We start from the raw sequence: 22,125 nt of genomic DNA on the forward strand, positions 1-22,125 counted from the left end.
CCAACGCAGCAAGGCGTGGCCCAGGAAGCCCAGCCACACCGGGGACCGGGGGGCCGCTGCTTCCGTGCCGATGCGCGCAGCGGTGGCGCGGCAAGGCGGTTTATCTGCGTAGGAAGGCGCCAGGAGAGGCGGCCCTCCTCCAGCAAAGAAGCTGCACGCAGGAAGGAAGAAGCCGCAATTTTATGTAACACCCCACGAAGGTCGCGGGAAATACCGCAGTCCATCGCAGGGATGCTGTCAATTTGGAGACGTACCCGCATGGTCAGCGCCAGGGCCCGCTGGTACGCTGCGTCGCCATGGAGACAACACACAAAACCCCACCCTACATCCCCCAGATCCGCCTGTACCAGGACTGGCTGCGCGACCAGCGCGGCCTGCAGTTCGGCAGCTACGACGCGCTGTGGCGCTGGTCCGTCACCGAGCTGGACGCCTTCTGGCAGAGCGTGTGGGACTACTTCGACCTGCAGTCGCCCACGCCGCACACGGCCGTGCTGGCGAAGAACACCATGCCGGGCGCGCAGTGGTTTCCCGGCGCGCAGGTGAACTATGCGCGCCAGGTGCTGCGGCACGTGGAGCCGGCCGATGCCGCGGGCCTGCCCGCCATCATCAGCCGCAACGAAAAAGGCCAGCACCGCGAAATGAGCTGGCCCGAGCTGCGCCGCCAGGTGGCGTCGCTGGCGCTGCACCTGCAGGCGCAGGGCGTGCAGCCCGGCGACCGGGTGGCCGCCTACCTGCCCAACGTGCCCGAGGCCATGGTGGCCTTCCTGGCCACGGTGAGCATCGGGGGCGTGTGGAGCATCTGCGCCCCCGACATGGGCACGCATGCGGTGCTCGACCGCTTCCGCCAGATCGAGCCCAAGGTGCTCATCAGCGTGGACGGCGTGACCTACGGCGGCCGCGACCTGGACCGCACCGGCGTGCTGGCCGAGCTGCGCGCCGCCCTGCCCAGCGTGCAGCACGTGGTGCTGTTGGGCAATCTGGATGCTACTGTTTCGATAGCTGGTTGCGCAAGCTGGACAAGCGCTACAGGCAAAAACAATGCCGATGCCGCTGCGTTTGAGCCGGTGTGGCTGCCGTTCGACCACCCGCTGTGGATCGTCTACTCCAGCGGCACCACCGGCCTGCCCAAGCCCATCGTGCACGGCCACGGCGGCAGCATGCTGGTGGCGCTGCAGCTCAAGGCGCTGCACAACGACATCGGCTGCAGCTACGAGGCCAACAGCTTTGGCGAGCGCTACCACTGGTACAGCTCCACCGGCTGGGTGATGTGGAACGCGCAGATGAGCGGCCTGCTCTCGGGCACCACCTGCGTCATCTACGACGGCAACCCCGGCGGCAGCAAGGAGCACCCCGACTGGGGCGTGCTGTGGCGCTTTGCGGTGGAAACCGGAGTGACCTTCTTCGGCGCGGGCGCGGCATTCTTTGCCAACTGCATGAAGGCCGGCATCACCCTCAGCGCCTTTGGCGACCTGAGCCGCATCCGCGCCCTGGGCACCACCGGCTCGCCGCTGGCGCCCGAAGTGCAGCAGTGGGGCACGGCGCAGTTCGAGGCCATCGGCACCCCGGACATCTGGTGGGACAACATTTCAGGGGGCACGGACTTTTGCGGCGCCTTCATCGGCGGCAACCGCGAACTGCCCCAGGTGCCCGGCGAGATGCAGTGCCGCATGCTGGGCGCGGCCGTGGAGGCCTGGGACGCCGACGGCCGCCCCGTGCAGGACGCGGTGGGCGAGCTGGTCTGCGCCCAGCCGATTCCGTCGATGCCGCTGTATCTGTGGGGCGACAAGGATGGTTCGCGCTACCTGTCGAGCTACTTCGACATGTACCCGCCCGGCCACGGCCGCCAGCCCGGTGGCGGCGACGGCCCGGCCGACATGGGCCCGGTGTGGCGGCATGGCGACTGGCTCAAGATCGGCGCCAACGGCGGCTGCATCATCTACGGCCGCAGCGACGCCACCATCAACCGCCACGGCCTGCGCATGGGCACCAGCGAGATCTACAGCGCCGTCGAGTCCCTGCCCGAAGTGCTGGACAGCCTGGTGGTGGACCTGGAATACCTGGGCCGCGACAGCTACATGCCGCTGTTCGTGGTGCTGCGCCCCGGCCATGCGCTGGACGAGGCGCTGCGCGCGCGCATCAACGCCGCCATCCGCACAGCGCTCAGCCCCCGGTTCGTGCCCGACGACATCTTCGTGGTCGCCGAGGTGCCGCGCACCCTGAGCGGCAAGAAGCAGGAGCTGCCCATCAAGAAACTGCTGCTGGGCCAGCCACTGGAGAAGGTGGTCAACAAGGACGCCATGGCCAACCCCGGCTGCCTGGACTGGTACGTGGCCTTTGCCCGCCAGCGCGGCGGCGCGGCGTCGGCGGCATAGCTGCCCGAAGAGACGGCCCCCGCTGACATACGCGGGGCGCCGCAGCGGTCACCCTACGGGAACGCCCGCCACCCTACGGGAACGCCCGTCACTGTGCGGTTCGCCATAATGCGCACCCCCGCCCCCGCGCACCGCAGGAGAGTTTTGCCCATGACCCCGCCCGCCCATCCCAAACGCTTTTCGATGATCCGCGAATTCCACCTGGCGGACTGGTTCACGCTGGGCAACGCCGTGTGCGGCGTGGGCGCGCTGTTCTCGTCGATGACGTACCTGGAAACGAACGATGTGCGCCACGTGTACTTCGCCGCCGCCCTGGTGCTGGCCGCGCTGATCTTCGACGTGCTGGACGGCCGCATTGCCCGCTGGCGCCAGAAAAGCTCGGCCATGGGCCGCGAGCTGGACTCGCTGGCGGACGTGATCTCGTTCGGCGTGGCGCCGGCCATCATCGCCTACGGCTGCGGCATGCAGGGGCTGTACGACCGCATCGTGCTGGCCTACTTCGTGGCCTGCGGCGTCTCGCGCCTGGCGCGCTACAACGTCACGGCCGAAACGCTGTCAGGCGACGACGGCAAGGTCAAGTACTTCGAGGGCACCCCCATCCCCACCTCCATCGTGCTCGTGGCCCTGCTGGCCCTGGCCGCGTGGATGGGCGCGGTGCGCGAGAACCTGTGGTTCGGCAAGGTGCTGATCGGCGGCTTCACGCTGCACCCGCTGGTGCTGCTGTTCGCGGCGTCGGGCTCGCTGATGATCAGCCGGATCAAGATCCCCAAGCTCTGAATGCTCCTGAAAAGATAGCTGCCAGCGCCCGTTCACAGGGCGCTGGAGGGCTATTTCAATGGTGTGCCCTCAGGCCGCAGCGGGTTTGCGGTTCACCACCACGATGCCCGCCGCCACCAGCACCAGCGCAGCCACCAGCCCGGCCGTGATCGGCTCGCCCAGCCACCAGGCGCCAAACAGCAGCGCGAACACCGGCGTCAGAAACACGAACACCGAAATCCGCGTGGCCGGGTAGTGCGCCAGCATCCACATCCACGCCAGGTAGCTCACGAACGCGCCCACCAGCGCCTGGGCCAGCAGCGAGCCCCAGGCGAATGGGCTGAACTGCCACACCCACGCTTCCCCCAGCAGCAGCGACAGCACGGGCAGCACCGCCGTGCTCACCCCCACCTGGTAGAACAGCTGCTTGGCAGGGGCCACGCGCGCGAGCGGCGTGGAGCGGATGACCACGGTGGTCAGCGCCCACATCAGCCCCGCTGCGAGCCCCAGCAGGTCCCCCACCCAGGCGCGGGGCAGGGCGGCATTGGCGGGCCCCAGCAGCCCGTCGCCCAGCGCCAGCCCCACGCCCACAAAGGCTGCCGCCAGCCCCAGCCACTGGGCGCCCTGCAGCCGCTCGCCCGGAATGAAGCGCGGCAGCAGCAGCGCCACCCAAAAGGGCGACGCGTACAGGAACACGGTCAGCCGGGATGCGCTGGTGTACTGCAGCCCCAGGTAGATGCACGCGAACTCGCCCGCAAACAGCGCGCCCGCCAGCAGCCCCGCGCGCCCGGCCCCGGCGGGCTCGCCCGCGCTCGACAGACGCACGCCGCGCCACACGCACCAGGCAGCAATGGCTGCGCTGGCCAGCGCAAAGCGCACAAACGCCTGGAACACGGGCGCGACCTCGGCCACCGTGGCCTTGACCAGCACCTGCTGGAATCCCCAGAACATGCAGCAGGCCAGCAGCAGCGAAACGGCCAGGGTGTCGAGATGGGGCTTGCGGGCAAAGGCCATGGCGGTGGGCGGTTGGGGTCGGTGGAGGGCAGACAGTCCAGAATCCCGGAGCAGAACGCGCGCTACGGCTGGGCGCGGGCAGTGCGCCAGGGAGCTTGGCGCGCTCCATGGATAGCGGCGCAGAGCATTCTTTCGCATCCGGAACCGCTGGCAGCGGCGGAGGGGATTACACCATCGGGCGTCGGCCCGCAGGTGTCGGTGCCGTCCTACATCGCCCAGCGCGGCTGCGCAGGGCCATTCGCACGCGCCAGGAGTAAGGTGGTGGGCCTGCCCCTTTGTTGCCGCCATTCTTCGGAGATCCCTGCATGCCGCCTCTATCGGAGACCGTTGTCCAGGCCCGCCCCCCGCAGTTGCGCAGTGCTGCACACCGGGGCTGTTGCCCCGCCCTGTGGCCCGCCGCCGCGCTGGCGTTGCTCATGGCGGGATCGCTGCCGCTGTCGGCGGGGGCGGCCGCGCCAGTGCCGCGCGTGGCGCAGTGGGGCGGCGAGAGCCCCTCTGCCGACGCGCGCACGGTGGGTGACTGGGCTTTCCGCTCGGGCGACCACGGCCAGCGTGCGGTTGTGGTGGTCGACAAGAAGGACGCCAAGGTCTACGTGTTCGACCGCGATGGACGGTTGCAGAGCGCGGCGCCCGCGCTGCTGGGCTCGGCCGTGGGGGACCATACCGTGCCCGGCATTGGCGACAAGCCCTTGTCCCAGGTGTTGCCCGCCGAGCGCACCACGCCTGCGGGCCGCTTTGTGGCCGAGCCCGGTGTCAACGCCAGCGGCGAGGACGTGGTGTGGGTGGACTACGACGCCGCCGTGTCCATGCACCGCGTGCGGGCGAAGGTGAAGTCTGAGCGGCGGCTGGAGCGGCTGGCATCCCCGACGCCTGCGGACAACCGCATCTCGTTTGGCTGCATCAACCTGCCCGTCGCGTTTTACGAAAAGGTGCTGAGCCCCGCCGTGCGGCGCACCGGGGCCGTGGTGTACGTGCTGCCCGAGACGCAGCCGGCCGCGCAGTTCTTTGGCATCCAGGGGGGCGCCGGCGCGTCGCGCTAGGAGTCTGCGCGGCAGAAGGCATCGAAGCGAAACGCGCGAAAACCGAGGATCGCGTGGTGCTACCGACAAGCCCAGGGTGGCCCCCTGGGCGGAGGAGGTAGTACCGCGCGAGACCGGTTTATCGCGCGTTGCAGCCGATGCTCCTTCTGCCGCGCAGACTCCTAGCACCGGCATGCCCGCTGCGCGGTGGATTCGCGCTGCCACGGCAGGCCCTGTCCGACACGCGCAGCGGCCCGGGGCTGACGCTGCGGGCCCCGCAAGGCCCTAGGGTGGAGGCAGCTGGCGATGCCGCTGGCGAACTTTGTCTTTCACCGATACCAAAGGAGCTGCGAAATGACTGCATCGAACCTTCTGAAGAGCCTGCTCACGGGTGTGGCCACCCTGGCCCTGGCGGGCGCCGCCGTGGCCCAGGGCACGCCGCCCACCACCGCCTCGCCGAATGCCGCTACGGGCGCCGGCCAGCAGAGCACGCAAAACACACCCATGGGCGCCACCGGCACGCCGGGTGCCAACACCGGCACCGGCGCCACGGGCAGCGCGGGGTCGGCGGGCAATACCGGCATGGGCACCAGCGGTTCGGGCACCGGCTCGGGCAGCGCAGCAGGCTCTTCCATGGGCGCGGGCAGTTCCACGGACAGCGGCAGCATGTCCGGCAGCACGCGGCCTGCGCGCGCCGACCGCAACTAGAACCACCGCGCCACGCGCCACCAGCCCGGCGGGCAGGCCCGCCGGGCTTTTTTGCGTCCGGCGTGGCCTGGCGGGGACCATGGGGGCGCCTTGGAACACGTCCTTACACGGGGCCACGGTACACTTTGCGCCTCCTGCAACCGGTTCCCGCGCTTCATCCCCCCTCCCGCATCCATGGCCCTTACCACGGCGGCCCAGGCCCGCACCAGCTTTGACCTCAAGAGCGCCTCGCTGCCCGTGGTGGCGGTGCTGCTCAAGACCACCGACGCCGCTCAGTTCGCGGCCGATCTGGCCGAGCGGGTGGCCGATGCGCCGGGCTTTTTTGACAACGACCCGGTGCTGATCGACCTGGCGCCGGTGCGCGATGCCGAGGCTCCCATCGACTTTGCGGCCCTGGTGGCCGAACTGCGCCGCCACAGCACCCTGCCGGTGGCCGTGCGCGGCGGCAACGCGGCGCAGATGGAAGCCGCCCGCGCCGCCGGCCTGGCCGCCGCGCCCGATGCGCCGCCCGCCCGCGCCGAGGCCCCGGCGCCCGAGGTACGCGAGGTGGTCCGTGAAGTGGTGCGGGAGGTCGAGGTCGTCCGCGAAGTGCCCGTGGCCGGACCCGGCACCGTGGTGGTGGACAAGCCGCTGCGCTCCGGCCAGCAGGTCTATGCGCGCGGCGCCGATCTGGTCGTGATGGCCGTGGTCAGCTTTGGCGCCGAGGTGATCGCCGACGGCAACATCCACGTCTATGCCCCGCTGCGCGGCCGCGCCATTGCCGGCGCGCGCGGCAATACCGAAGCCCGCATCTTTTCCACCTGCCTGGAGCCCCAGCTGGTCTCCATTGCAGGCATCTACCGCACCACCGAGACGGAGCTGCCCGACAACGTGCGCGGCAAGCCCGCCCAGGTGCGGCTGGAAGGCGAGAAGCTCCTGATCGAGCCGCTGGCCTGACACCGCACCTCCCCCATTCGTTTCAACCCACTGAGAACTAGCAACACATGGCCAAAATCGTCGTCGTGACCTCCGGCAAGGGTGGCGTTGGCAAGACCACCACCAGCGCCAGCTTTGCCTCCGGCCTCGCCCTGCGCGGCCACAAGACCGCCGTGATCGACTTTGACGTCGGCCTGCGCAACCTGGACCTCATCATGGGCTGCGAACGCCGCGTGGTGTACGACCTCATCAACGTGATCCACGGCGAGGCCAACCTGAACCAGGCCCTCATCAAGGACAAGCAGTGCGACAACCTGTTCGTGCTGGCCGCCAGCCAGACGCGCGACAAGGATGCACTCACCCAGGACGGCGTGGAAAAGGTGCTCAAGGACCTGGCCGCCATGGACTTCGAGTACATCGTCTGCGACTCGCCTGCCGGCATCGAAAGCGGGGCCCTCATGGCCATGCACTTCGCCGACGAGGCCCTGGTGGTGACCAACCCCGAGGTGTCGAGCGTGCGCGACTCCGACCGCATCCTGGGCATGCTGGGCAGCAAGACCAAGCGCGCCATCGAAGGCGGCGAGCCCATCAAGGAGCACCTGCTCATCACGCGCTACAACCCGAGCCGCGTGGAAGACGGCCAGATGCTCAGCCTGGAGGACATCCAGGACATCCTGCGCATCAAGCTGATCGGCGTGATCCCCGAATCGGAAGTGGTGCTGCAGTCGTCCAACCAGGGCACGCCCGCCATCCACGCCCAGGGCTCGGACGTGAGCGAGGCCTACAAGGACGTGATCGCGCGCTTCCTGGGCGAGGAAAAACCCCTGCGCTTCATCGATGCCGAGAAGCCCGGCTTCTTCAAGCGCCTTTTCGGGAGCAAGTGACCCATGGCCTCTTTCCTGTCCTTCCTGCTGGGAGAAAAAAAGAAGACCGCCAGCGTCGCCAAGGAGCGTCTGCAGATCATCCTGGCGCATGAGCGCAACGGTCGCAATGCCTCCGAGCCCGACTACCTGCCGGCCCTGCAGCGCGAGCTGGTGGCCGTGATTTCCAAGTACGTGAAGATCAACCCCGACGACCTCAAGGTGCACCTGGAGCGCCAGGACAACCTGGAGGTGCTGGAGGTGAAGATCGAGCTGCCCGACACCGTGCGCTGACCCGCGGACCGGGCCCCGCGCCGCAACCCGCCCGCCAGGAGGCAAGACCGTGTTGTCCCATGTGTTTGTCGGCGTGAACGACTTCGACCGTGCGATGGCGTTCTACACCCCCGTGATGGCCCGCCTGGGCCTGGTGCTGCGTTTCACCGAAGCCCAGCGGCCCTGGGCCGGGTGGCAGCAGCCCGGCGTTGCGCGCCCGCTGTTCCTGGTCGGGCGGCCTTTTGATGGCCGGCTCGCCACGCCGGGCAACGGCGCCATGAACGCGCTGCTCGCCGCCGACCGCGCCACGGTGGACGCCGTCCATGCCCTGGCCCTGGGCCACGGCGGCACCTGCGAAGGCCCCCCGGGCCTGCGCCCCGAATACCACGCCCACTACTACGGCGCCTATTTCCGCGACCCCGAGGGCAACAAGCTCTGCGTGTGCTGCCACGAACCGGCCTGAGCGGGGGCGCACGCCCGCGCCGGCCCATTGCGGCCCGATAATTGCTTCGATATCAGGGTTAACCCTGAACAAGGCCTTGGTGGTGGAAACAAACTGGAAACTCAGCTGGCAGCAGGCGCGCAACCATGAGGGCGTGACCCGCGGCGCCCGGGCCTTTCTGGCCCTGGCGGCGGTATTGGCGTGGGGCTGGTGGTCCGGCTGGCAGGCGCAGCTCATGCCGGTGCTGCTGGGCGTCATCGCCAGCGCCCTGACGGAAACGGACGACAGCTGGCGCGGGCGGCTGCGCGCCCAGGGGCTGGCGCTCGCGTGTTTCGGCTTCATGGCCTGGGCCGTCTGGGCGACCATGGCTTCGCCCTGGCTGCTCATGGCTGTCCTGGCGGTGTCGGCCTTTGCCATCACCATGCTGGGTGCGCTGAGCGAGCGCTACCGCGCCATCGCCTTCGGCTCCCTGGTGCTTTTCATCTACGCGGGGCTGGCCACGCACAGCAGCCGTGATGCGGCGCGGCAGGCCCTTCCGCTGATGCTGGCCGGCGCGGTCTGGTACGGCGTGGTCTCGGTGGGCTGGACGGCTGCCCTGCCGCGCGCCCCGGTGCGCGACCGCCTGGCCAAACTGTACGCCCTGCTGGGCGAATACCTGCGCCTGAAGGCCCTGTTGCTGGAACCCGTGCGCGACGTGGACCTGGAGCGCCGCCGCATGGCGCTGGCACTGCACAACGGGCGCGTGGTGGACGCGCTCAATGCCACCAAGGAGAGCCTGATCAGCCGCATGGGGCGGGGCACACCGCCGTTGTGGCTGCGCACCGCCATGCACCAGTACCTGGCCGCGCAGGACGTGCACGAGCGCGTGAGTTCCTCCCACGAGCACTACGACCTGCTGGCCCAGGCGTTTTTCCACAGCGACGTGCTCTACCGCTGCCAGCGCGTGCTCACGCTGCTGGGGGAGCAGGCGCTCAAGCTGTCGCAGGCCATCGGCACGCAGTCCGAACCGCAGCACTGGGGCGCGACGGCGCGCGCCATCGAAGACATGCAGGCCGCGATGGCCCACCGGGCGGCGATGGAGGACGGCGCGGCGCCAGAGGCCGTTCAGGGCCGCGCCCTGCGGTCGCTGCAGGCGCTGGGCGACAACCTGACCGCGCTGGCAAGCGTGTTTGCGGGCGCCCTGGCCCTGCCGCCCCACGCTCCCGCGGACAGCCCGGATTGCACGCTGCTGGACCGCGAGCCCCGCAGCCTGGCCGATGCGTGGGGGCGCATGCGTGCGCACGCGCGGCTTGCATCGCCCTGGCTGCGCCACAGCCTGCGGCTGAGCGTCTCGCTGGTCGCGGGGTTCTGCGTCATGCAGGCCACGGCCGATCCGCGCGGGTTCTGGATCCTGCTGACCATCGTGTTCGTGAGCCAGCCGCACTATGCCGCCACGCAAGCGCGGCTGATGCAGCGCGCCAAGGGCACGGCCCTGGGGCTGGCCCTGGGCTGGGCCGTGATCCAGCTGTTGCCGGATGCCCGCGTGCAGGCCACCCTGCTGGTGCTGGGCGGCGCCGTGTTCTTCGGTGCGCGCCACACCCGCTACACGCTGGCGACGGCTGCCGTCACCACGCTGCTGCTGCTGAGCTTTCACCAGCTGGGCAGCACCAGCGGCGTGATTTCCGCACGCCTGTTCGACACCGTGGTGGGGTGCCTGATCGCCGCCGTGGCCTCCTGGACCGTTCTGCCGTACTGGCAGTCGCGCCACTGGCCGCAGCTGGCGGCCCAGGTGTTGCAGACACAAGCGGTCTACCTGCGCGAGATCCTGGCCCAGTACCAGGGCGGCAAGTGCGACCATCTGGCCTACCGCCTGGCGCGACGCAATGCCCACAACGCGGACGCGGCGCTGTCCAACGCCTACAGCGCCATGCTGCAGGAACCCGCGCGCGTGCGCGACCATGTGGACGTGGCGGCCCGCTTTCTGTGCCTGTCGCACACGCAGCTCAACTACCTGTCCGCCCTCGGGGCGCAGCGCGGCGGCGCGGCCGCCCGGCCGATGGACGAGGGCACGCAGGCGCTGGCGCAGACGCTGCTGGTGTCGCTGCAGCAATTGGCGGGGGAACTCGAGCGCATCCAGCGGGTGCCGGCATCCCGGCGCAGGCGCATTGCGGCCCATGGCGCCCCGGCCGTGGCCGAGCTGGCGCGTGAGCGGGGCACGGCCGCGCCCCCGGCCGCCGGTCCGCACAGCCTGATGGCGGCCCAGCTCCAGCTGGTGGGCAAGGTGTTTCCGCAGCTGCAGGACCAGGCCCGCCAGCTCGCGCAGCCCTGAGCCTGCTCAGGAGATCCGGCCCCGCCGCCTACAGCGGGTGCTCGGTGTAGAACTTGCCGCCGTGGTACAGCAGGGGCGACACGCCCTCGCGGTGTTCGCAGCGCTCCACCTCGCCCACGAAGATGGTGTGGTCGCCTTCCTGGTACTGGCTGCGGTTGAAGCACTCGAACGTGGCGGCCGCGCCCGCCAGCAGCGGGGCGCCGCTGATGCCGGGGCGGTGTTCCAGCCCCGCCCAGCGGTCAATGCCGCGCGTGGCAAAGCGTTCGGCCAGGCCCTTCTGGTCGGCGGCCAGCACATGGATGGCGTAGTGCGAGCCATCGGCGAAGGTGGGCAGGGTGCTGGCGCCGTGGGACAGGCTCCAGAGCACCAGCGGGGGCTCCAGCGAGACCGAGTTGAAGGAGCTGGCCGTCAGCCCCACCAGGCGGCCGTCCGCCGTGCGGGCGGTAACGATGGTCACGCCCGTGGCAAACATCCCCAGCGCGTCACGGAACTCGCGGGTGGAGAAACTGGGCGGCAGGGCCAGGGCGGGGCGGTGGGTGGGACGGTTCACAAAAAGGCACGCGGCGCGCGCAGCGGCGGCAGGAAAGGATGCAACTATTATCGGGCGCCCCCCGCCTTTGCGCTGCCGAGGGGTTTCAGGCGCGATGTGTTCTGAAGTCGGCGTCCCCTTACCCCCACTGCTGGTTCACTGCATGGCCCTTCTCCCCACTTTCACCACCCTCGGATCGGGTCCCACCGTGCTTTTGCTGCACGATGCCGACGGCGACCACGTCACGTTTGCGCCCCAGGTGGAGACGCTGGCCAGTGCGGGCTACCGGGCCGTGGCCTGGGACATGCCGGGCTACGGCCGCAGTGCCCCCATTGAGCCCTATACCTTCAAGGCGCTGGCGGAGAGCTGCCTGGCGCTGGCCGACGCGCTGCAGGCCGGCCCGGTGGCGGTGGTGGGGCATGGCATGGGCGCGATGGTGGCGCTGGAGGCGGCGGTGCGCAGGCCCGCGCAGGTGCGGCGGCTGGTGCTGTGCGCTGGCGGTCCGGCGCTGGATGCGCAGGCGGCCGAGGACTGGGTCGCGCCCCGGCTGCAGGCCCTGCAGGCGCTGGAATCGGGCGGCGGCATGCAGCAGCTGGCCGACACCCTGGTGCCGCGTTTCGTCGGCACGGGAGCCCTGCCGGAAGGCGTGCGCCTGGCCAGCCACGCGCTGTCGCAGGTGTACCCGGGCGCCTACCGGCGCGCGCTGGAGGCGCTGACCTCGTTCGACCGCGGAGCGGCGGTGCTGGCGCGCCTGCCTGTGCCCACGCTGCTGGTGGGTGGCGACAGCGACCGCTGCACGCCGCCCGACGCATTGCAGGCCCTGGCCCACGTGCTGCCCGACGCGGAATACCTGCGCCTGCCGCATGTCGGCCACTGGCCGCAGCTCGAAGACCCGGACCGCTTTGACGCGGCGTTGCTGGAGTTTTTGGCCCGCCCGCGGGTCCTGCACTGAGCTTTCCCACCTCCCTCGGAGCGCTGGCTCCCCGTGGGGCTCCTTCCTGTATGTGGTTCGTCGTCAAAAAGACTGTCTCCGCGCTGCTCATGCCGCCGGTGCTCAGCATCCTGCTCGCGTTTGTCGGCCTGTGGATCGCACGTCGGTACCGGCGCACCGGCTTGTCCCTGGCGGTGCTGTCGCTGCTGTCCGTGCTGGTACTGTCGTGGCCGCCGGTCTCGGGCGCCCTGGTGCGCAGCCTGGAACGCTACCCGCCCATCACGCCCGAGCAGCTGGCCCGCGCCCAGGCCATCGTGGTGCTGGGGGGCGGGCCTGATTCACTGGCGCCCGAGAACGGCCCCGACCTCCTGGCCCGGGGCGCGCGGGAACGTCTGCGGTATGCCGTGGCCTTGCAGCGGCAGACCGGCCTGCCGCTGCTGGCCACCGGTGGTGCGCTGGGGGGCGCCCGCCCCGAAGCGCTCGCCATGAAGGACGTGGCCGAACGCGAGCTGCGCGGGCGCGTGCGTTGGACAGAGGTCCAGGCGCTGGACACGCAAGGCAATGCGGCGCTGTCCGCGCCCCTGCTGCAAGCCGCCGGCGTCCAGCGCATCGCCCTGGTCACCCACGGCTGGCACATGGTGCGCGCCGCCCACCTGTTCCGCCGGCAGGGCTTTGAGGTCTATCCCGCGCCGATGGGCTTTGCGCCCCCGGCCGGTTCCCGGCTGCAGCGCTTGCTGCCGCGCGCATCGGCCCTGGTCGACAGCAGCCTGGCGCTGCACGAATGGCTGGGCATTCTTGTGTTGCGTGGCGCAAGCACGTTCCGCGCAGACTCTTAGCCTTCTTCCAGCCCGTCAACCGCGTGGGAGCAGAAAGGTCCTGGCCGTTTCCAGCGCCGGCGTGTCCGCCTGCACGGCGCCGGGTGCGCCGCCCTTGCCCCAGAGGGCGCCGCCCCACCGCATGCCCAGGAACTGTGCGCACAGCGCCACGGAGTCGATCATGGGCTGGGCCTTGGCGCGGTCGCCGCTGGTGGCGATGAGCGACAGCGTCTTGGCACTCATCTGTTCCTTGAACGCCAGGCCGGGCACCCGCAGCCAGGCGCTCCAGTGGTCCAGGTAGGTCTTCAGGGGCGCGGGAAGGCTGTACCAGTAGACCGGCGAGACGAAGACGATGTGCGTGGCCGCCAGGGTGGCGTCCAGCAGGGTTTTCAGATCCCCTTCGGGCGGTGCATAGGTGCCGGTGGTGTGGCGCCGGTCGACAAAGGGCGGCAGCTGCATCTGCGCCAGGGCGTGCCAGGTCTGCAGGGTGCCGGCCGGCTGCGCTGCGGCGGCCTGGCGTGCCAGCCATTCCGTGTTGCCAATGTGGCCCGGTTCACGGGTGGACGTGGTGAGAAAGAGGTAGTGTGCGGCGGTGGGTGGGGTCATGGCGCCATCGTAGCGCCGCCCCGGTGGAGCCGCTGGGCGTGCGCAGGTGCGGCGGTTCCAGCGGCCACCTGGTCCAGCAGCCAGGCTTTCACTCCCGCAACGACCTCGGGCGCGCGCTGCTTGCGGGGAGACACCAGGTAGTAGCCCGCGCCCGTGGGCACTTCTTCGTCCCATACCTTGGCCAGGCGGCCGGCGCCAAGGTCCGGCGCGACAAACTCCTTCTGCACCAAGGCGACGCCCTGGCCGGTCAGGGCGGCATCGATCGCGAGGGTGGTCTGGTTGAACCAGAGCGCGGGCGGCGCGGTTCCATCGGCCGGCGCCTGGCCCGGCGCATGCGGTGGCTCCTGCGCGGCGGCGGGGGCCAGGCGGCCCAGGTAGTCGGCCCACGCGGACTGCGAATCGTGCAGCAACACGTAGCGGTCCCGGTCCGCGGCCGTCTGGGCCGGCCCGCAGCGGTGCAGCAGCTGCGGACTGGCGACGGCCACCAGGCACTCCTCGAACAGCAGGTCCGCCACCAGGCCCGGGCCGAAGGGCGGGCGGCCATAGCGGACAGCCAGGTCCACCGCTTCGGTGTGGAAGTGCGACAGCCGTTCGGTGGCCAGGATGCGCAGGTCGACGTTGGGGTGCTGCCGCGTGTAGTCGGCCAGCCGGGGGATCAGCCATTTGGTGGCGAAGGTCGGCGTGACGCTGACGGTGGCGTGCAGGGGCTCGGGCCGCAGGCTCCGGGTGGCCTCGGCCAGCAGGTCGAATGAGCGCCGCACGCCCGTGGCATAGCGTTGGCCGTTGTGCGTGAGCGCCAGCGTGCGCGGGTGCCGCTCGAACAGTTTCAGCCCCAGCTCGGCCTCCAGCGCCCGGATCTGCTGGGCCACGGCGCCCTGGGTTACCCCCAGCTCCACACCGGCCAGCCGGAAGTTGAGGTGGCGGCTTGCCGCCTCGAACGCGCGCAGGGCATTCAGGGAGGGCAGGCGGTCGGGGGGAGGGCTCATGAGTGTAGATTTTCTACTGAATTGGAGCACGGAGTCTGCTGCGTCAGGCCCTCCAAAAGCAAGGGGATTGCGAAACAATTTCCGGGTGCCGATGGGCGGCACGGGAGCATTGAAATGGCAGTAGAAAAAGTCGCGCTAATTACCGCCGGGGGCACCGGCATCGCGGCCGCGGCCGCCCGCCGTCTGGCGGAGGACGGCTTCCGGGTGGGCATCTTGTCGTCCTCGGGCCGGGGGGAGGAATTGGCCTGCGAGCTCGGGGGCATCGGCGTCACCGGCTCCAGCCACTCGCTCGAAGACCTGGGCCGCCTGGTGGACCTGGCGATGGCGCGCTGGGGGCGGGTGGATGTGCTCGTCAACAGCACCGGGCACGGGCCGCGCGCGCCGCTGCTGGCGCTGTCGGACGAGCGATGGATGGCGGGCACGGACACCTATCTGCACAGTGTGGTCCGCCCCACCCGGCTGGTGGCGCCGCTGATGCAGCAGCAACGGCCGCAGGGCGGGGTGATCGTGAATCTCTCGTCGGCGTGGGCGGTGGACCCGAGCGCGCTGTTTCCCACCGCGGCCCTGGTCCGGGCGGGGCTGGCTTCCTTCACGCGGATTTTTGTGGACAGCTATTCACGCCACAACATCCGCATGAACAACGTGTTGCCGGGCTGGATCGACGCGGTGGCCGCGCACGAGGAGTTCCGCGCCACCGTGCCCCTGCAGCGCTACGGCCAGGCCGCCGAAGTGGCCGCGACGATTGCCTTCCTGGCATCGGAAGGCGCCGGCTACATCAACGGGCAAAGCCTGCGGGTGGATGGCGGGCTTGCGCTGGCCACTTGAAGAGCGGTGGCGGGCGACGGGCCCGCCATCCGCCCGGCCTGGGTCAGGCCTCAGGCCGCGAGGGCTGCGCCCGGCGTGCGGCGCGCGGGGCTGCCGAGGCCCAGGAAGCCGAAGTTCATCGCCGGCTGTTCGCCGCTGATGAGTTCGGCCAGGGCCTTCCCCGAGCCGGCGCCATGCGTCCAGCCCAGCGTGCCGTGGCCGGCGTTCACCCACAGCTTGCCCACCGGCGTGCGGCCGATGAAGGGAATGTTGGTGGGCGTGGCCGGGCGCAGGCCCGTCCAGTACTGCGGATTGCCGCCTTCCTCGGGCGTGCGGGTATCGCACACGCCGGGCAGGATGGCCTCGATGCGGCGCGAGAGCATGTGGCAGCGTGCGCGGGCCAGGCTGCTGTCCAGGGTCAGGTCCCAGCCGTTGAGCTCGATGGTGCCCGCCACGCGCAAATAGTTGCCCAGGCGGCTCATCGCGATCTTCTTGCCATCGTCGATGGTGGAGACCATGGGTGCGCCCTCGGGGCGCAGCAGCGGGAACGTGGCGCTGTAGCCCTTGCCGGGGTAGATGGGCAGGTCCACGCCCACGCTGCGCAGCAGCGGCGCACTGTAGGTGCCGCAGGCGACGACCACGGCATCGGCCTTCAAAATTTGCTCTTTTTGGCCTCTGGCGCTTGGCTGGCGGGCGGCAATAGCTACTGAATCTATAGCATCGCCCACCTTGTTGAGGCGCAGCACATCGTGCTCGTACAGAAACTGCACGCCCCGGGCGGCGCAGCGGCGCGCCAGTCCCTGCGTGAAGACCCGCGCGTCACCGCTCTCGTCGGTGCTGGTGTAGGTGCCGCCGGTGATCTTGTCGCCATAGGCCTTGAAGGCCGGCTCGATCTGCAGCAGCTCGTCACGGCTGACCAGGCGGCGCTGCACGCCGTGGCGGCGCATCACCTCCACCGCATGCGCCGCAGCGTCAAAGGACTTCTGGTCGGTATAGAAGTGGGCGATGCCGCGTTCAAGACGGTTGTACTCGATGCCCGTGGCATGGACCAGGTCCTTGAGCGCCGCGTGGCTGTACGCGCCCAGGGCCACGATCTGCGCCACATTGCGCTCGAAGGCGGCGTCATTGCACTGCGCCAGGAACTGCAGGCCCCAGCGCCACTGCTGCCAGTCCATCCGCGGGCGAAACAGCAGCGGGGCTTCCTGGTCGAACATCCACTTGAGCGCCTTGAGCGGCGCCTCGCGGTTGGCCCAGGGTTCGCAGTAGCTCACCGAAATCTGTGCGGCATTGGCAAAACTGGTCTCCAGCGCCGCATCGGGCTGCCGGTCCACCACAATGACCTCGTGGCCCCGCTCAAGCAGGTGCCACGCCGTGCTGATGCCGATGATGCCGGCGCCTAAAACGATGGTTTTCATGGGGCCGCAGTGTGCGCCACATTGCTTTCCACTAAAAGCAAAATTAAACTTAATGCAAAAACATCAGAGGCGCTTATACATAGGGCGCCGGCCCCTGAATCACACTGCGTTGTCCCCATGAGCACCTACGACCCCGCCGCCCTCGAATGCCTGGCCGCCATCATTGAGGAGGGCGGTTTCGAGCGGGCCGCCCAGCGGCTCAACGTGACGCAGTCGGCCGTATCGCAGCGGCTGCGCGCACTGGAGGCGCAGGTGGGCTCGGTGCTCGTGGTGCGCAGCCGGCCGCTGCGCCCGACCTCGGCGGGGCAGCTGCTGCTCAAGCACACCAAGCAGCTGCGCCTGCTGCGGGCCGACCTGGAGCGCGATCTGCATGAGCTGGCGCCCAGCGCGCCCGGCGGCAACCGGGAGGACGAGCGCATCTCCATCGCCATCAATGCCGACAGCATTGCCACCTGGGCCATGGGGGCGCTGCACGAACTCGTGCGCCAGCGCCTGCCTCTGGAAATCATCGTCGATGACCAGGACTTCACGCAGGAGTGGCTGCGTTCCGGCCAGGTGCTGGGTTGCGTCACCACGCTCAAGCAGGCCCTGCGCGGCTGCAAGATGGTGCCGCTGGGTGCCATGCACTACGTCGCTGTGGCTTCCCGCAGCTACGCCCAGCAGCACCTGCCGCAGGGTTTGACGCCCCACAACTTTCGCGAGGTCGCGTTCCTGTCGTTCAACCGCAAGGACGATATGGCGGCGGAGTTCGTGGCCCGCGCATTCGGGCTCAAGCGGGTGGCGCTCAACCACCTTTTCGTGCCCGGCTCCGAGGCCCAGATGCGCGCCGTGGCTGCAGGCTGGGCCGTGGGCGTGATGCCCGAGCTGATGGCGCGCGAAGCCCTGGCCGACGGCAGCATGGTCAACCTGGCGCCGGGGCGGTCTCTGCCGATCCAGCTGTACTGGCATTGCTGGAACCTCGAGTCGGCCGTGCTCGACGCCCTGACCGCCGCGCTCACCGCGCGGGCTGCCGAGACGCTGGAGGCGCCGGCGGCTTGATGCCTGTCCTGGGACAATGGTGTATGACTGTTTCGTGAACGATGTAGTTGCAAAGCAACTCGACCATTTGTATTTTTACCGGGTTGTATAAAAATACGGTGCATGTCCACATCGCCACCCAAAGTCTCGTTCAAGGAACAGATGCACCAAGCCCGCGAGGACGCCATCCTCCAGGCGACGTGCCAGCTCCTGGGCGAAAAGGCGTTCGACGCCATGACCATGGACGATGTGGCCAACGCCGTGGGCATCGCCAAGGCCAGCCTGTACAAGCACTTCTGCAGCAAGGAGGAGCTGTGCAGCGCCGCCATGGTGCAGATCCTGGCGCGGGTGCGGGGCTACCTGGCCGAGCTGCCGGCCGAACTGCCGCCCCTCGACAAGCTGCGGGCCCTGGTGCGCTGGTCGCTGGAGCGCTTGCTGACCAACGAGATGCCGTTGCTGCCCAGCCGCAACTCCACCTTGCGTGCGGTGCTGATGGCCAACAATGATTACCTCAACGGGCTGGTCACGGTGAGCGACCAGATCGGGGCCTGGATCACCGAAGCGCAGTCGCAGGGCGTGCTCAACCCCACCTTGCCGCCCGTGGTGGTGCTCTACACGCTGTACGCCCGCGCCTGCGATCCGGTGGTGAGCTTTCTCAAGGAGAGCGGCCAGTTTTCGGACGCCGAGATCGTGGACCTGGTGGTGCGCACCTGTTTCGACGGGTTGGCGGCACGCTAGCAACCTTCAGCCCGCACCTCGGACTTTTTGCGGGCTGGGCGGCGGGAAGAACCCGGCTGCGTGCAGTGCGCGCCGGGCTGCCTCGGGATGAAACTGCCCATCGGTCATTGACCGGCCATCCGATCCCATCCGGGCCATAAAAAACCCTGCCGGAGCAGGGTTTGGCAGGGAGGCCGCGGAGGTTAACGGACGATCAGCAGGGGCACCTTGCTGTTCGCCAGCACCTGGGTGGTGACCGATCCCATGACCAGGGTGGCGAGGGCGCCATGCCCGTGGGAGCCCATCACCAGCAGGTCGAACTTGCCACCGTCGGCCACCTTGGCGATGGTCTCGCCCACCTGGCCCACCTTGACGCTGCGCTTGGCTTCCACGCCGTGGCGGCCCAGGAACTTGCACACGGGCGCCAGGATTTTCTCGGCTTCTTCGGCGTGGTAGTTGTCCACGACTTCCTTGCCCAGCGCTGCGCGGGCGCGGGCGGGCAGGGGCGCCTGCACGGTGAGCACGGTGTACTGGTGGCTTTCGCCCAGCAGCTCTTCGTGGGTGGCCAGATAAGCCAGCATTTTCTTGGTGTAGGCGCTGCCATCGACAGCAAGCAGGATGTTCATGGAGGTTCTCCGGGAAGGTAAGGATCAGACTACCGTGCGACGATCGTTGTTGTCTTGACCTGTGTCAGGTTGTTCTGTCTGCGCGGCGGGGCGCTAGGGAGGCTCTGCACGAATCGAGCGGTAGCTGGTGCTATTGCGAGGCTTTGCTTGCGCAGCAGCCCACCCGAGACCGCAGATGCACACGGCGCGACGATTCGTGAAGAGGGCCCCAAGCCCCGTGCCGCGATCATACGGCCACGCAGCACTGCGGCTGAAAGCCGGTCTGCTCGCCCTTGCGGGCGTACCCCAGCGGGTTGGCCACCACGCGGCAGCGCCAGGTCGAGCCATCCTCCCGCAGGCCGCTGGCCGTGTAATCGCTGGGTGCGTGCAGGTGCCCGTGCAGCCACAGCTGCGCGCTCGGCAACAGCGCGTCCAGGGCATTGCAAAAGCCCGCCGTGCCGGGCACCAGGCCGTAGCGTGGATCGGCGCTGCGCAGGCTGGGCGCGAAATGCGTGACCGCCACGGTGGGTCCGTCGAACGGTACCGCCAGCGCCTGGGCGAGCCATTGCTGGCAGACCAGTGCCTGCTCGCGCAGGGCGTCCGCCAGAAAGGGCTCCGCATGGCGGGTGCCGCCGGTCTTGCGCAGGTAGAAATTCGCGGCGCGGAATGCCTTGTCGCGCAGCTTCAGCCGGCGCGTCAGGTCGGTGCAGCCTTCATGGTCGGCCAGCGCGTCGAAGTCGCTCCACAGCGTGGTCCCCACGAAGCGCACGCCCGCCAGTTGCACCGTCTCGCGCTCCAGCCAGACGATACCCAGGCGCTCGCAGGTGGCACGCAGCCGCCGGTGGGCGGCATCGAAATCCTGCGCGTCGTACTCGTGGTTGCCGGGCACGAACAGCACGGGTGTCGGCCACCCTGCCCACTGCGGCAGGGGCGAAAAGCGGGCCAGCCCGAAATCGCCGTCCTGCAACTGCGATCCGTTCTGGTATGAACCGATGTCGCCGGCGAGCACGAGCACGTCGGCGCCGGGCGCGGGTTCGGGCACGAAGTGCGGATGGGCTTCAAGGTGCAGGTCGGACAGCAGCTGGATCTTCATGGCTGCCGCAGTCTACGGCCTGCGGACGGTGCGTCCCTACGGCATCGGGAACGTCCGCCGCGCCGAACGGGTAAGCGCGCCCAGCAGCCAGGTCATGGCCGCCTGCTGGGGCCCGCGCCGGCGCCACAGTGCGTCCACATGCACCGGCGGCACGTCCAGCGGCAGCGGGCGCTGCACCAGCGCCTGCGCCAGCCCGGTGACGGGCACAAAGTGGCGCGGCAGGACAGTCAACAGGTCCGAGCCGGACACCACGCGCCCCGCAGTAAAGAACTGGTTGACCGTGATCACCACCTTGCGCTCCCGCCCCAGCGAGGCCAGCGCTTCATCAATGAACCCGAAGGGTCGCCCCGAAAAGCTCACGAGCATGTGGCGCGCCGCGCAGTAGGCATCCAGCGTCAGTGGCGCGTCGGCCAAGGGGTGCCCCTGGCGCATGACGCACACATACTCGCCGTCGTACAGGCGCCGACTCTCGAACACGACCGACCCCCCGGATTGCGCGCGGGCCGTGAGGTCCGCCAGCGCTGCCGGGAAATAGCCCACCGCCATGTCCGCGGCCTCTTCGTCCAGCTGGCTGCGGGGGTCGCGGGTGGTCAGTGGCAGTACCCGCACCGAGATCCCGGGCGCCTCCCGCTCGATGATCTGGACCAGATCCGGGATGAGCGTCGCGGCCGTTGCATCGGCCATCGCCAGCACAAAGGTGGACTCCGCCGTGGCCGGGTCGAAGTGGCTGGGCGCCAGCGAGTCTTGCAGGTGGGCCAGCGCTTCGCGCACGGGCTGCCACAGTGCCAGCGCCCGGGGCGTGGGCTCCACGCCCTGGCCGCTGCGCACGACCAGTTCATCCCCCAGGGCATCGCGCAGCCGGCGCATGGCGTTGCTCACCGCAGGCTGGGTAAGGGAGAGTTTGCGCGCCGCGCGGGTCAGGCTGCGCTCGGCCATGACCTCATCAAAAACGCGCAGCAGGTTCAGGTCGAGCGAGCGGAAGTTCAGAGGGGTCATCGGTATTCATCATCTGTATGAATATCGATGATTCAAAATATAAACTTGAAGAGATACAGGGTTAACCCTAATATCTCGCCATCGCCCGGCAATTTCGCCACAAGCGTTAAAAAAGGGAAACCAAAATGACCAGCTTTGTACACGTCGACTACCCCACCGAACACCCTGGCGTCGTGCGTGCAGAAAACGCCGCCGCAGCCCTGAAGGGCGTGGCCGCAAACTTCGATGGCGCCCGTGGCGCCGCCACCCTTCTGCTGGCCGCTGTCGTGTCGGCCCTGCTAGTGGTTGCCAACCAGGTGATCGATACCTGGAGCGAAGGCCACCTGCTGGCCGCCTGGATGGTGCTGTGGCTCGTTGCTTTCGCTGCGCTGGCACTGCTGACGGCGCCGGCCCGCCGCGCCGGCGCTGCGCTCCTGGTCGCAGCCCGCGCCTGGGCCGAAAACCGCCGCCGCGCTGCCGAAGATGACCGCACCTGGCAAGTCGCCATCAAGGACCCCCGCATCATGGCCGAGTTGAACCACGCCATGGGGGTTGCCACGGTGGACGACATTCGCAAGTACTACTGATCCGGCGGGCCTGCTGTGCTGCCAGCCCCTGGCAGCGGCGGGCACCTTCCAACGCCCCAAAGCCGTGGCACGTGAAAGCGTGCCACGGCTTTTTTGTTGCTTGCACAGGCAGGGTGGCCGCCTGGCCTGTCTGGCGGCATGCCCGCCGGTGCATGCCTGTTTCGGCGGGGGCATCGTCCGTGGACCGCGCAAAAAAACGGTTCTTCACGGATTAGCGGGGTAAGCCACCCCAGAGGCAAAAAAACAGCGGTGACATCTCAAGCAAGATGGTTGTGCGACCAATCATCAAACTTCAGAGCACCGCTGCATGCATAAGAATACAGGCTGGCTGGACCTGTGGCCCGGCTTTCACGTCACCGACTCTCGCCTGAGCGCAGA

General features: G+C 69.0%; 23 protein-coding genes. 15 read left to right on the forward strand and 8 right to left on the reverse strand.

Annotated features, from left to right (window positions below; genetic code table 11):
* Window positions 1–296: 296 nt before the first annotated feature.
* On the forward strand, window positions 297–2,372 hold the full coding sequence (locus LWW96_RS07445; protein ID WP_291485533.1) for an acetoacetate--CoA ligase: 2,076 nt from the start codon (window positions 297–299) through the stop codon (window positions 2,370–2,372).
* A 150-nt stretch (window positions 2,373–2,522) separates the two neighbouring features.
* Window positions 2,523–3,149, forward strand: a complete 627-nt coding sequence (pssA, locus tag LWW96_RS07450; protein ID WP_291485535.1) for a CDP-diacylglycerol--serine O-phosphatidyltransferase — start codon at window positions 2,523–2,525, stop codon at window positions 3,147–3,149.
* Between the two features lie 69 nt (window positions 3,150–3,218).
* Here pssA and LWW96_RS07455 read toward each other — a convergent pair whose 3' ends face one another.
* Entirely contained in the window at window positions 3,219–4,142 is a 924-nt protein-coding gene (locus LWW96_RS07455) for a DMT family transporter (protein ID WP_291485537.1), read from the reverse strand.
* A 305-nt stretch (window positions 4,143–4,447) separates the two neighbouring features.
* Here LWW96_RS07455 and LWW96_RS07460 point away from each other — a divergent pair, with 305 nt between their 5' ends.
* The 7 genes from LWW96_RS07460 (at window position 4,448) to yccS (ending at window position 10,667) form a co-directional block, all read left to right on the forward strand.
* Window positions 4,448–5,182, forward strand: a complete 735-nt coding sequence (locus LWW96_RS07460; RefSeq protein ID WP_291485539.1) for a hypothetical protein — start codon at window positions 4,448–4,450, stop codon at window positions 5,180–5,182.
* Between the two features lie 333 nt (window positions 5,183–5,515).
* Complete coding sequence (locus tag LWW96_RS07465; RefSeq protein WP_291485541.1) at window positions 5,516–5,869, forward strand: proteophosphoglycan ppg4; 354 nt, start codon at window positions 5,516–5,518, stop codon at window positions 5,867–5,869.
* Between the two features lie 174 nt (window positions 5,870–6,043).
* The gene (gene minC, locus LWW96_RS07470; RefSeq protein WP_291485543.1) at window positions 6,044–6,805 is read left to right on the forward strand and encodes a septum site-determining protein MinC; all 762 of its coding nucleotides are present in this window, start codon (window positions 6,044–6,046) and stop codon (window positions 6,803–6,805) included.
* Between the two features lie 47 nt (window positions 6,806–6,852).
* On the forward strand, window positions 6,853–7,668 hold the full coding sequence (gene minD / locus LWW96_RS07475) for a septum site-determining protein MinD (protein WP_291485545.1): 816 nt from the start codon (window positions 6,853–6,855) through the stop codon (window positions 7,666–7,668).
* A 3-nt stretch (window positions 7,669–7,671) separates the two neighbouring features.
* Complete coding sequence (gene minE / locus LWW96_RS07480) at window positions 7,672–7,938, forward strand: cell division topological specificity factor MinE (RefSeq protein ID WP_015011987.1); 267 nt, start codon at window positions 7,672–7,674, stop codon at window positions 7,936–7,938.
* Between the two features lie 49 nt (window positions 7,939–7,987).
* Window positions 7,988–8,380, forward strand: a complete 393-nt coding sequence (locus tag LWW96_RS07485; RefSeq protein WP_291485547.1) for a VOC family protein — start codon at window positions 7,988–7,990, stop codon at window positions 8,378–8,380.
* 79 nt (window positions 8,381–8,459) lie between these two features.
* A complete protein-coding gene (gene yccS / locus LWW96_RS07490; RefSeq protein WP_291485575.1) occupies window positions 8,460–10,667 on the forward strand; it encodes a YccS family putative transporter in 2,208 nt (735 codons plus the stop codon).
* Between the two features lie 28 nt (window positions 10,668–10,695).
* On the opposite strand, the gene LWW96_RS07495 is transcribed toward yccS, so the two are convergent.
* Entirely contained in the window at window positions 10,696–11,217 is a 522-nt protein-coding gene (locus LWW96_RS07495; protein ID WP_291485549.1) for a flavin reductase family protein, read from the reverse strand.
* 142 nt (window positions 11,218–11,359) lie between these two features.
* On the opposite strand from LWW96_RS07495, the gene LWW96_RS07500 reads away from it, so the two are divergent.
* Together LWW96_RS07500 and LWW96_RS07505 are read left to right on the forward strand one after the other, a co-directional pair.
* Window positions 11,360–12,148, forward strand: a complete 789-nt coding sequence (locus LWW96_RS07500) for an alpha/beta fold hydrolase (protein ID WP_291485551.1) — start codon at window positions 11,360–11,362, stop codon at window positions 12,146–12,148.
* A gap of 50 nt (window positions 12,149–12,198) precedes the next feature.
* Window positions 12,199–12,963 carry a YdcF family protein gene (locus LWW96_RS07505; RefSeq protein ID WP_291485553.1) on the forward strand — a complete coding sequence of 255 codons (765 nt, stop codon included), beginning with the start codon at window positions 12,199–12,201 and terminating at the stop codon, window positions 12,961–12,963.
* 15 nt (window positions 12,964–12,978) lie between these two features.
* On the opposite strand, the gene LWW96_RS07510 is transcribed toward LWW96_RS07505, so the two are convergent.
* The gene (locus LWW96_RS07510; RefSeq protein WP_291485555.1) at window positions 12,979–13,548 is read right to left on the reverse strand and encodes an NAD(P)H-dependent oxidoreductase; all 570 of its coding nucleotides are present in this window, start codon (window positions 13,546–13,548) and stop codon (window positions 12,979–12,981) included.
* Window positions 13,545–14,534, reverse strand: a complete 990-nt coding sequence (locus LWW96_RS07515; protein WP_291485557.1) for a LysR substrate-binding domain-containing protein — start codon at window positions 14,532–14,534, stop codon at window positions 13,545–13,547. The genes LWW96_RS07510 and LWW96_RS07515 overlap by 4 nt, the downstream gene beginning before the upstream one ends.
* 114 nt (window positions 14,535–14,648) lie before the next feature.
* Here LWW96_RS07515 and LWW96_RS07520 point away from each other — a divergent pair, with 114 nt between their 5' ends.
* A complete protein-coding gene (locus LWW96_RS07520) occupies window positions 14,649–15,359 on the forward strand; it encodes an SDR family oxidoreductase (RefSeq protein WP_291485558.1) in 711 nt (236 codons plus the stop codon).
* 50 nt (window positions 15,360–15,409) lie between these two features.
* On the opposite strand, the gene LWW96_RS07525 is transcribed toward LWW96_RS07520, so the two are convergent.
* Window positions 15,410–16,753: a D-amino acid dehydrogenase gene (locus LWW96_RS07525; protein WP_291485560.1), complete on the reverse strand. Its 1,344-nt coding sequence runs from the start codon at window positions 16,751–16,753 to the stop codon at window positions 15,410–15,412.
* A gap of 117 nt (window positions 16,754–16,870) precedes the next feature.
* On the opposite strand from LWW96_RS07525, the gene LWW96_RS07530 reads away from it, so the two are divergent.
* Together LWW96_RS07530 and LWW96_RS07535 are read left to right on the forward strand one after the other, a co-directional pair.
* Entirely contained in the window at window positions 16,871–17,791 is a 921-nt protein-coding gene (locus LWW96_RS07530; protein WP_291485562.1) for a LysR family transcriptional regulator ArgP, read from the forward strand.
* Between the two features lie 102 nt (window positions 17,792–17,893).
* Window positions 17,894–18,508 carry a TetR/AcrR family transcriptional regulator gene (locus tag LWW96_RS07535; RefSeq protein ID WP_291485564.1) on the forward strand — a complete coding sequence of 205 codons (615 nt, stop codon included), beginning with the start codon at window positions 17,894–17,896 and terminating at the stop codon, window positions 18,506–18,508.
* Between the two features lie 182 nt (window positions 18,509–18,690).
* Here LWW96_RS07535 and LWW96_RS07540 read toward each other — a convergent pair whose 3' ends face one another.
* The 3 genes from LWW96_RS07540 to LWW96_RS07550 form a co-directional block, all read right to left on the reverse strand.
* On the reverse strand, window positions 18,691–19,113 hold the full coding sequence (locus tag LWW96_RS07540) for a universal stress protein (protein WP_291485566.1): 423 nt from the start codon (window positions 19,111–19,113) through the stop codon (window positions 18,691–18,693).
* Between the two features lie 226 nt (window positions 19,114–19,339).
* Window positions 19,340–20,185: a metallophosphoesterase gene (locus LWW96_RS07545; RefSeq protein ID WP_291485568.1), complete on the reverse strand. Its 846-nt coding sequence runs from the start codon at window positions 20,183–20,185 to the stop codon at window positions 19,340–19,342.
* A gap of 36 nt (window positions 20,186–20,221) precedes the next feature.
* Window positions 20,222–21,181, reverse strand: a complete 960-nt coding sequence (locus tag LWW96_RS07550) for a LysR family transcriptional regulator (protein WP_291485570.1) — start codon at window positions 21,179–21,181, stop codon at window positions 20,222–20,224.
* Between the two features lie 125 nt (window positions 21,182–21,306).
* On the opposite strand from LWW96_RS07550, the gene LWW96_RS07555 reads away from it, so the two are divergent.
* Window positions 21,307–21,747 (forward strand): hypothetical protein, encoded by a 441-nt coding sequence (locus LWW96_RS07555; RefSeq protein ID WP_291485573.1) that lies wholly within the window; start codon window positions 21,307–21,309, stop codon window positions 21,745–21,747.
* The last annotated feature ends 378 nt before the right edge of the window (window positions 21,748–22,125 follow it).

The organism is Acidovorax sp. (assembly GCF_021287135.1).
Taxonomy (GTDB): Bacteria; Pseudomonadota; Gammaproteobacteria; order Burkholderiales; family Burkholderiaceae_C; genus Acidovorax.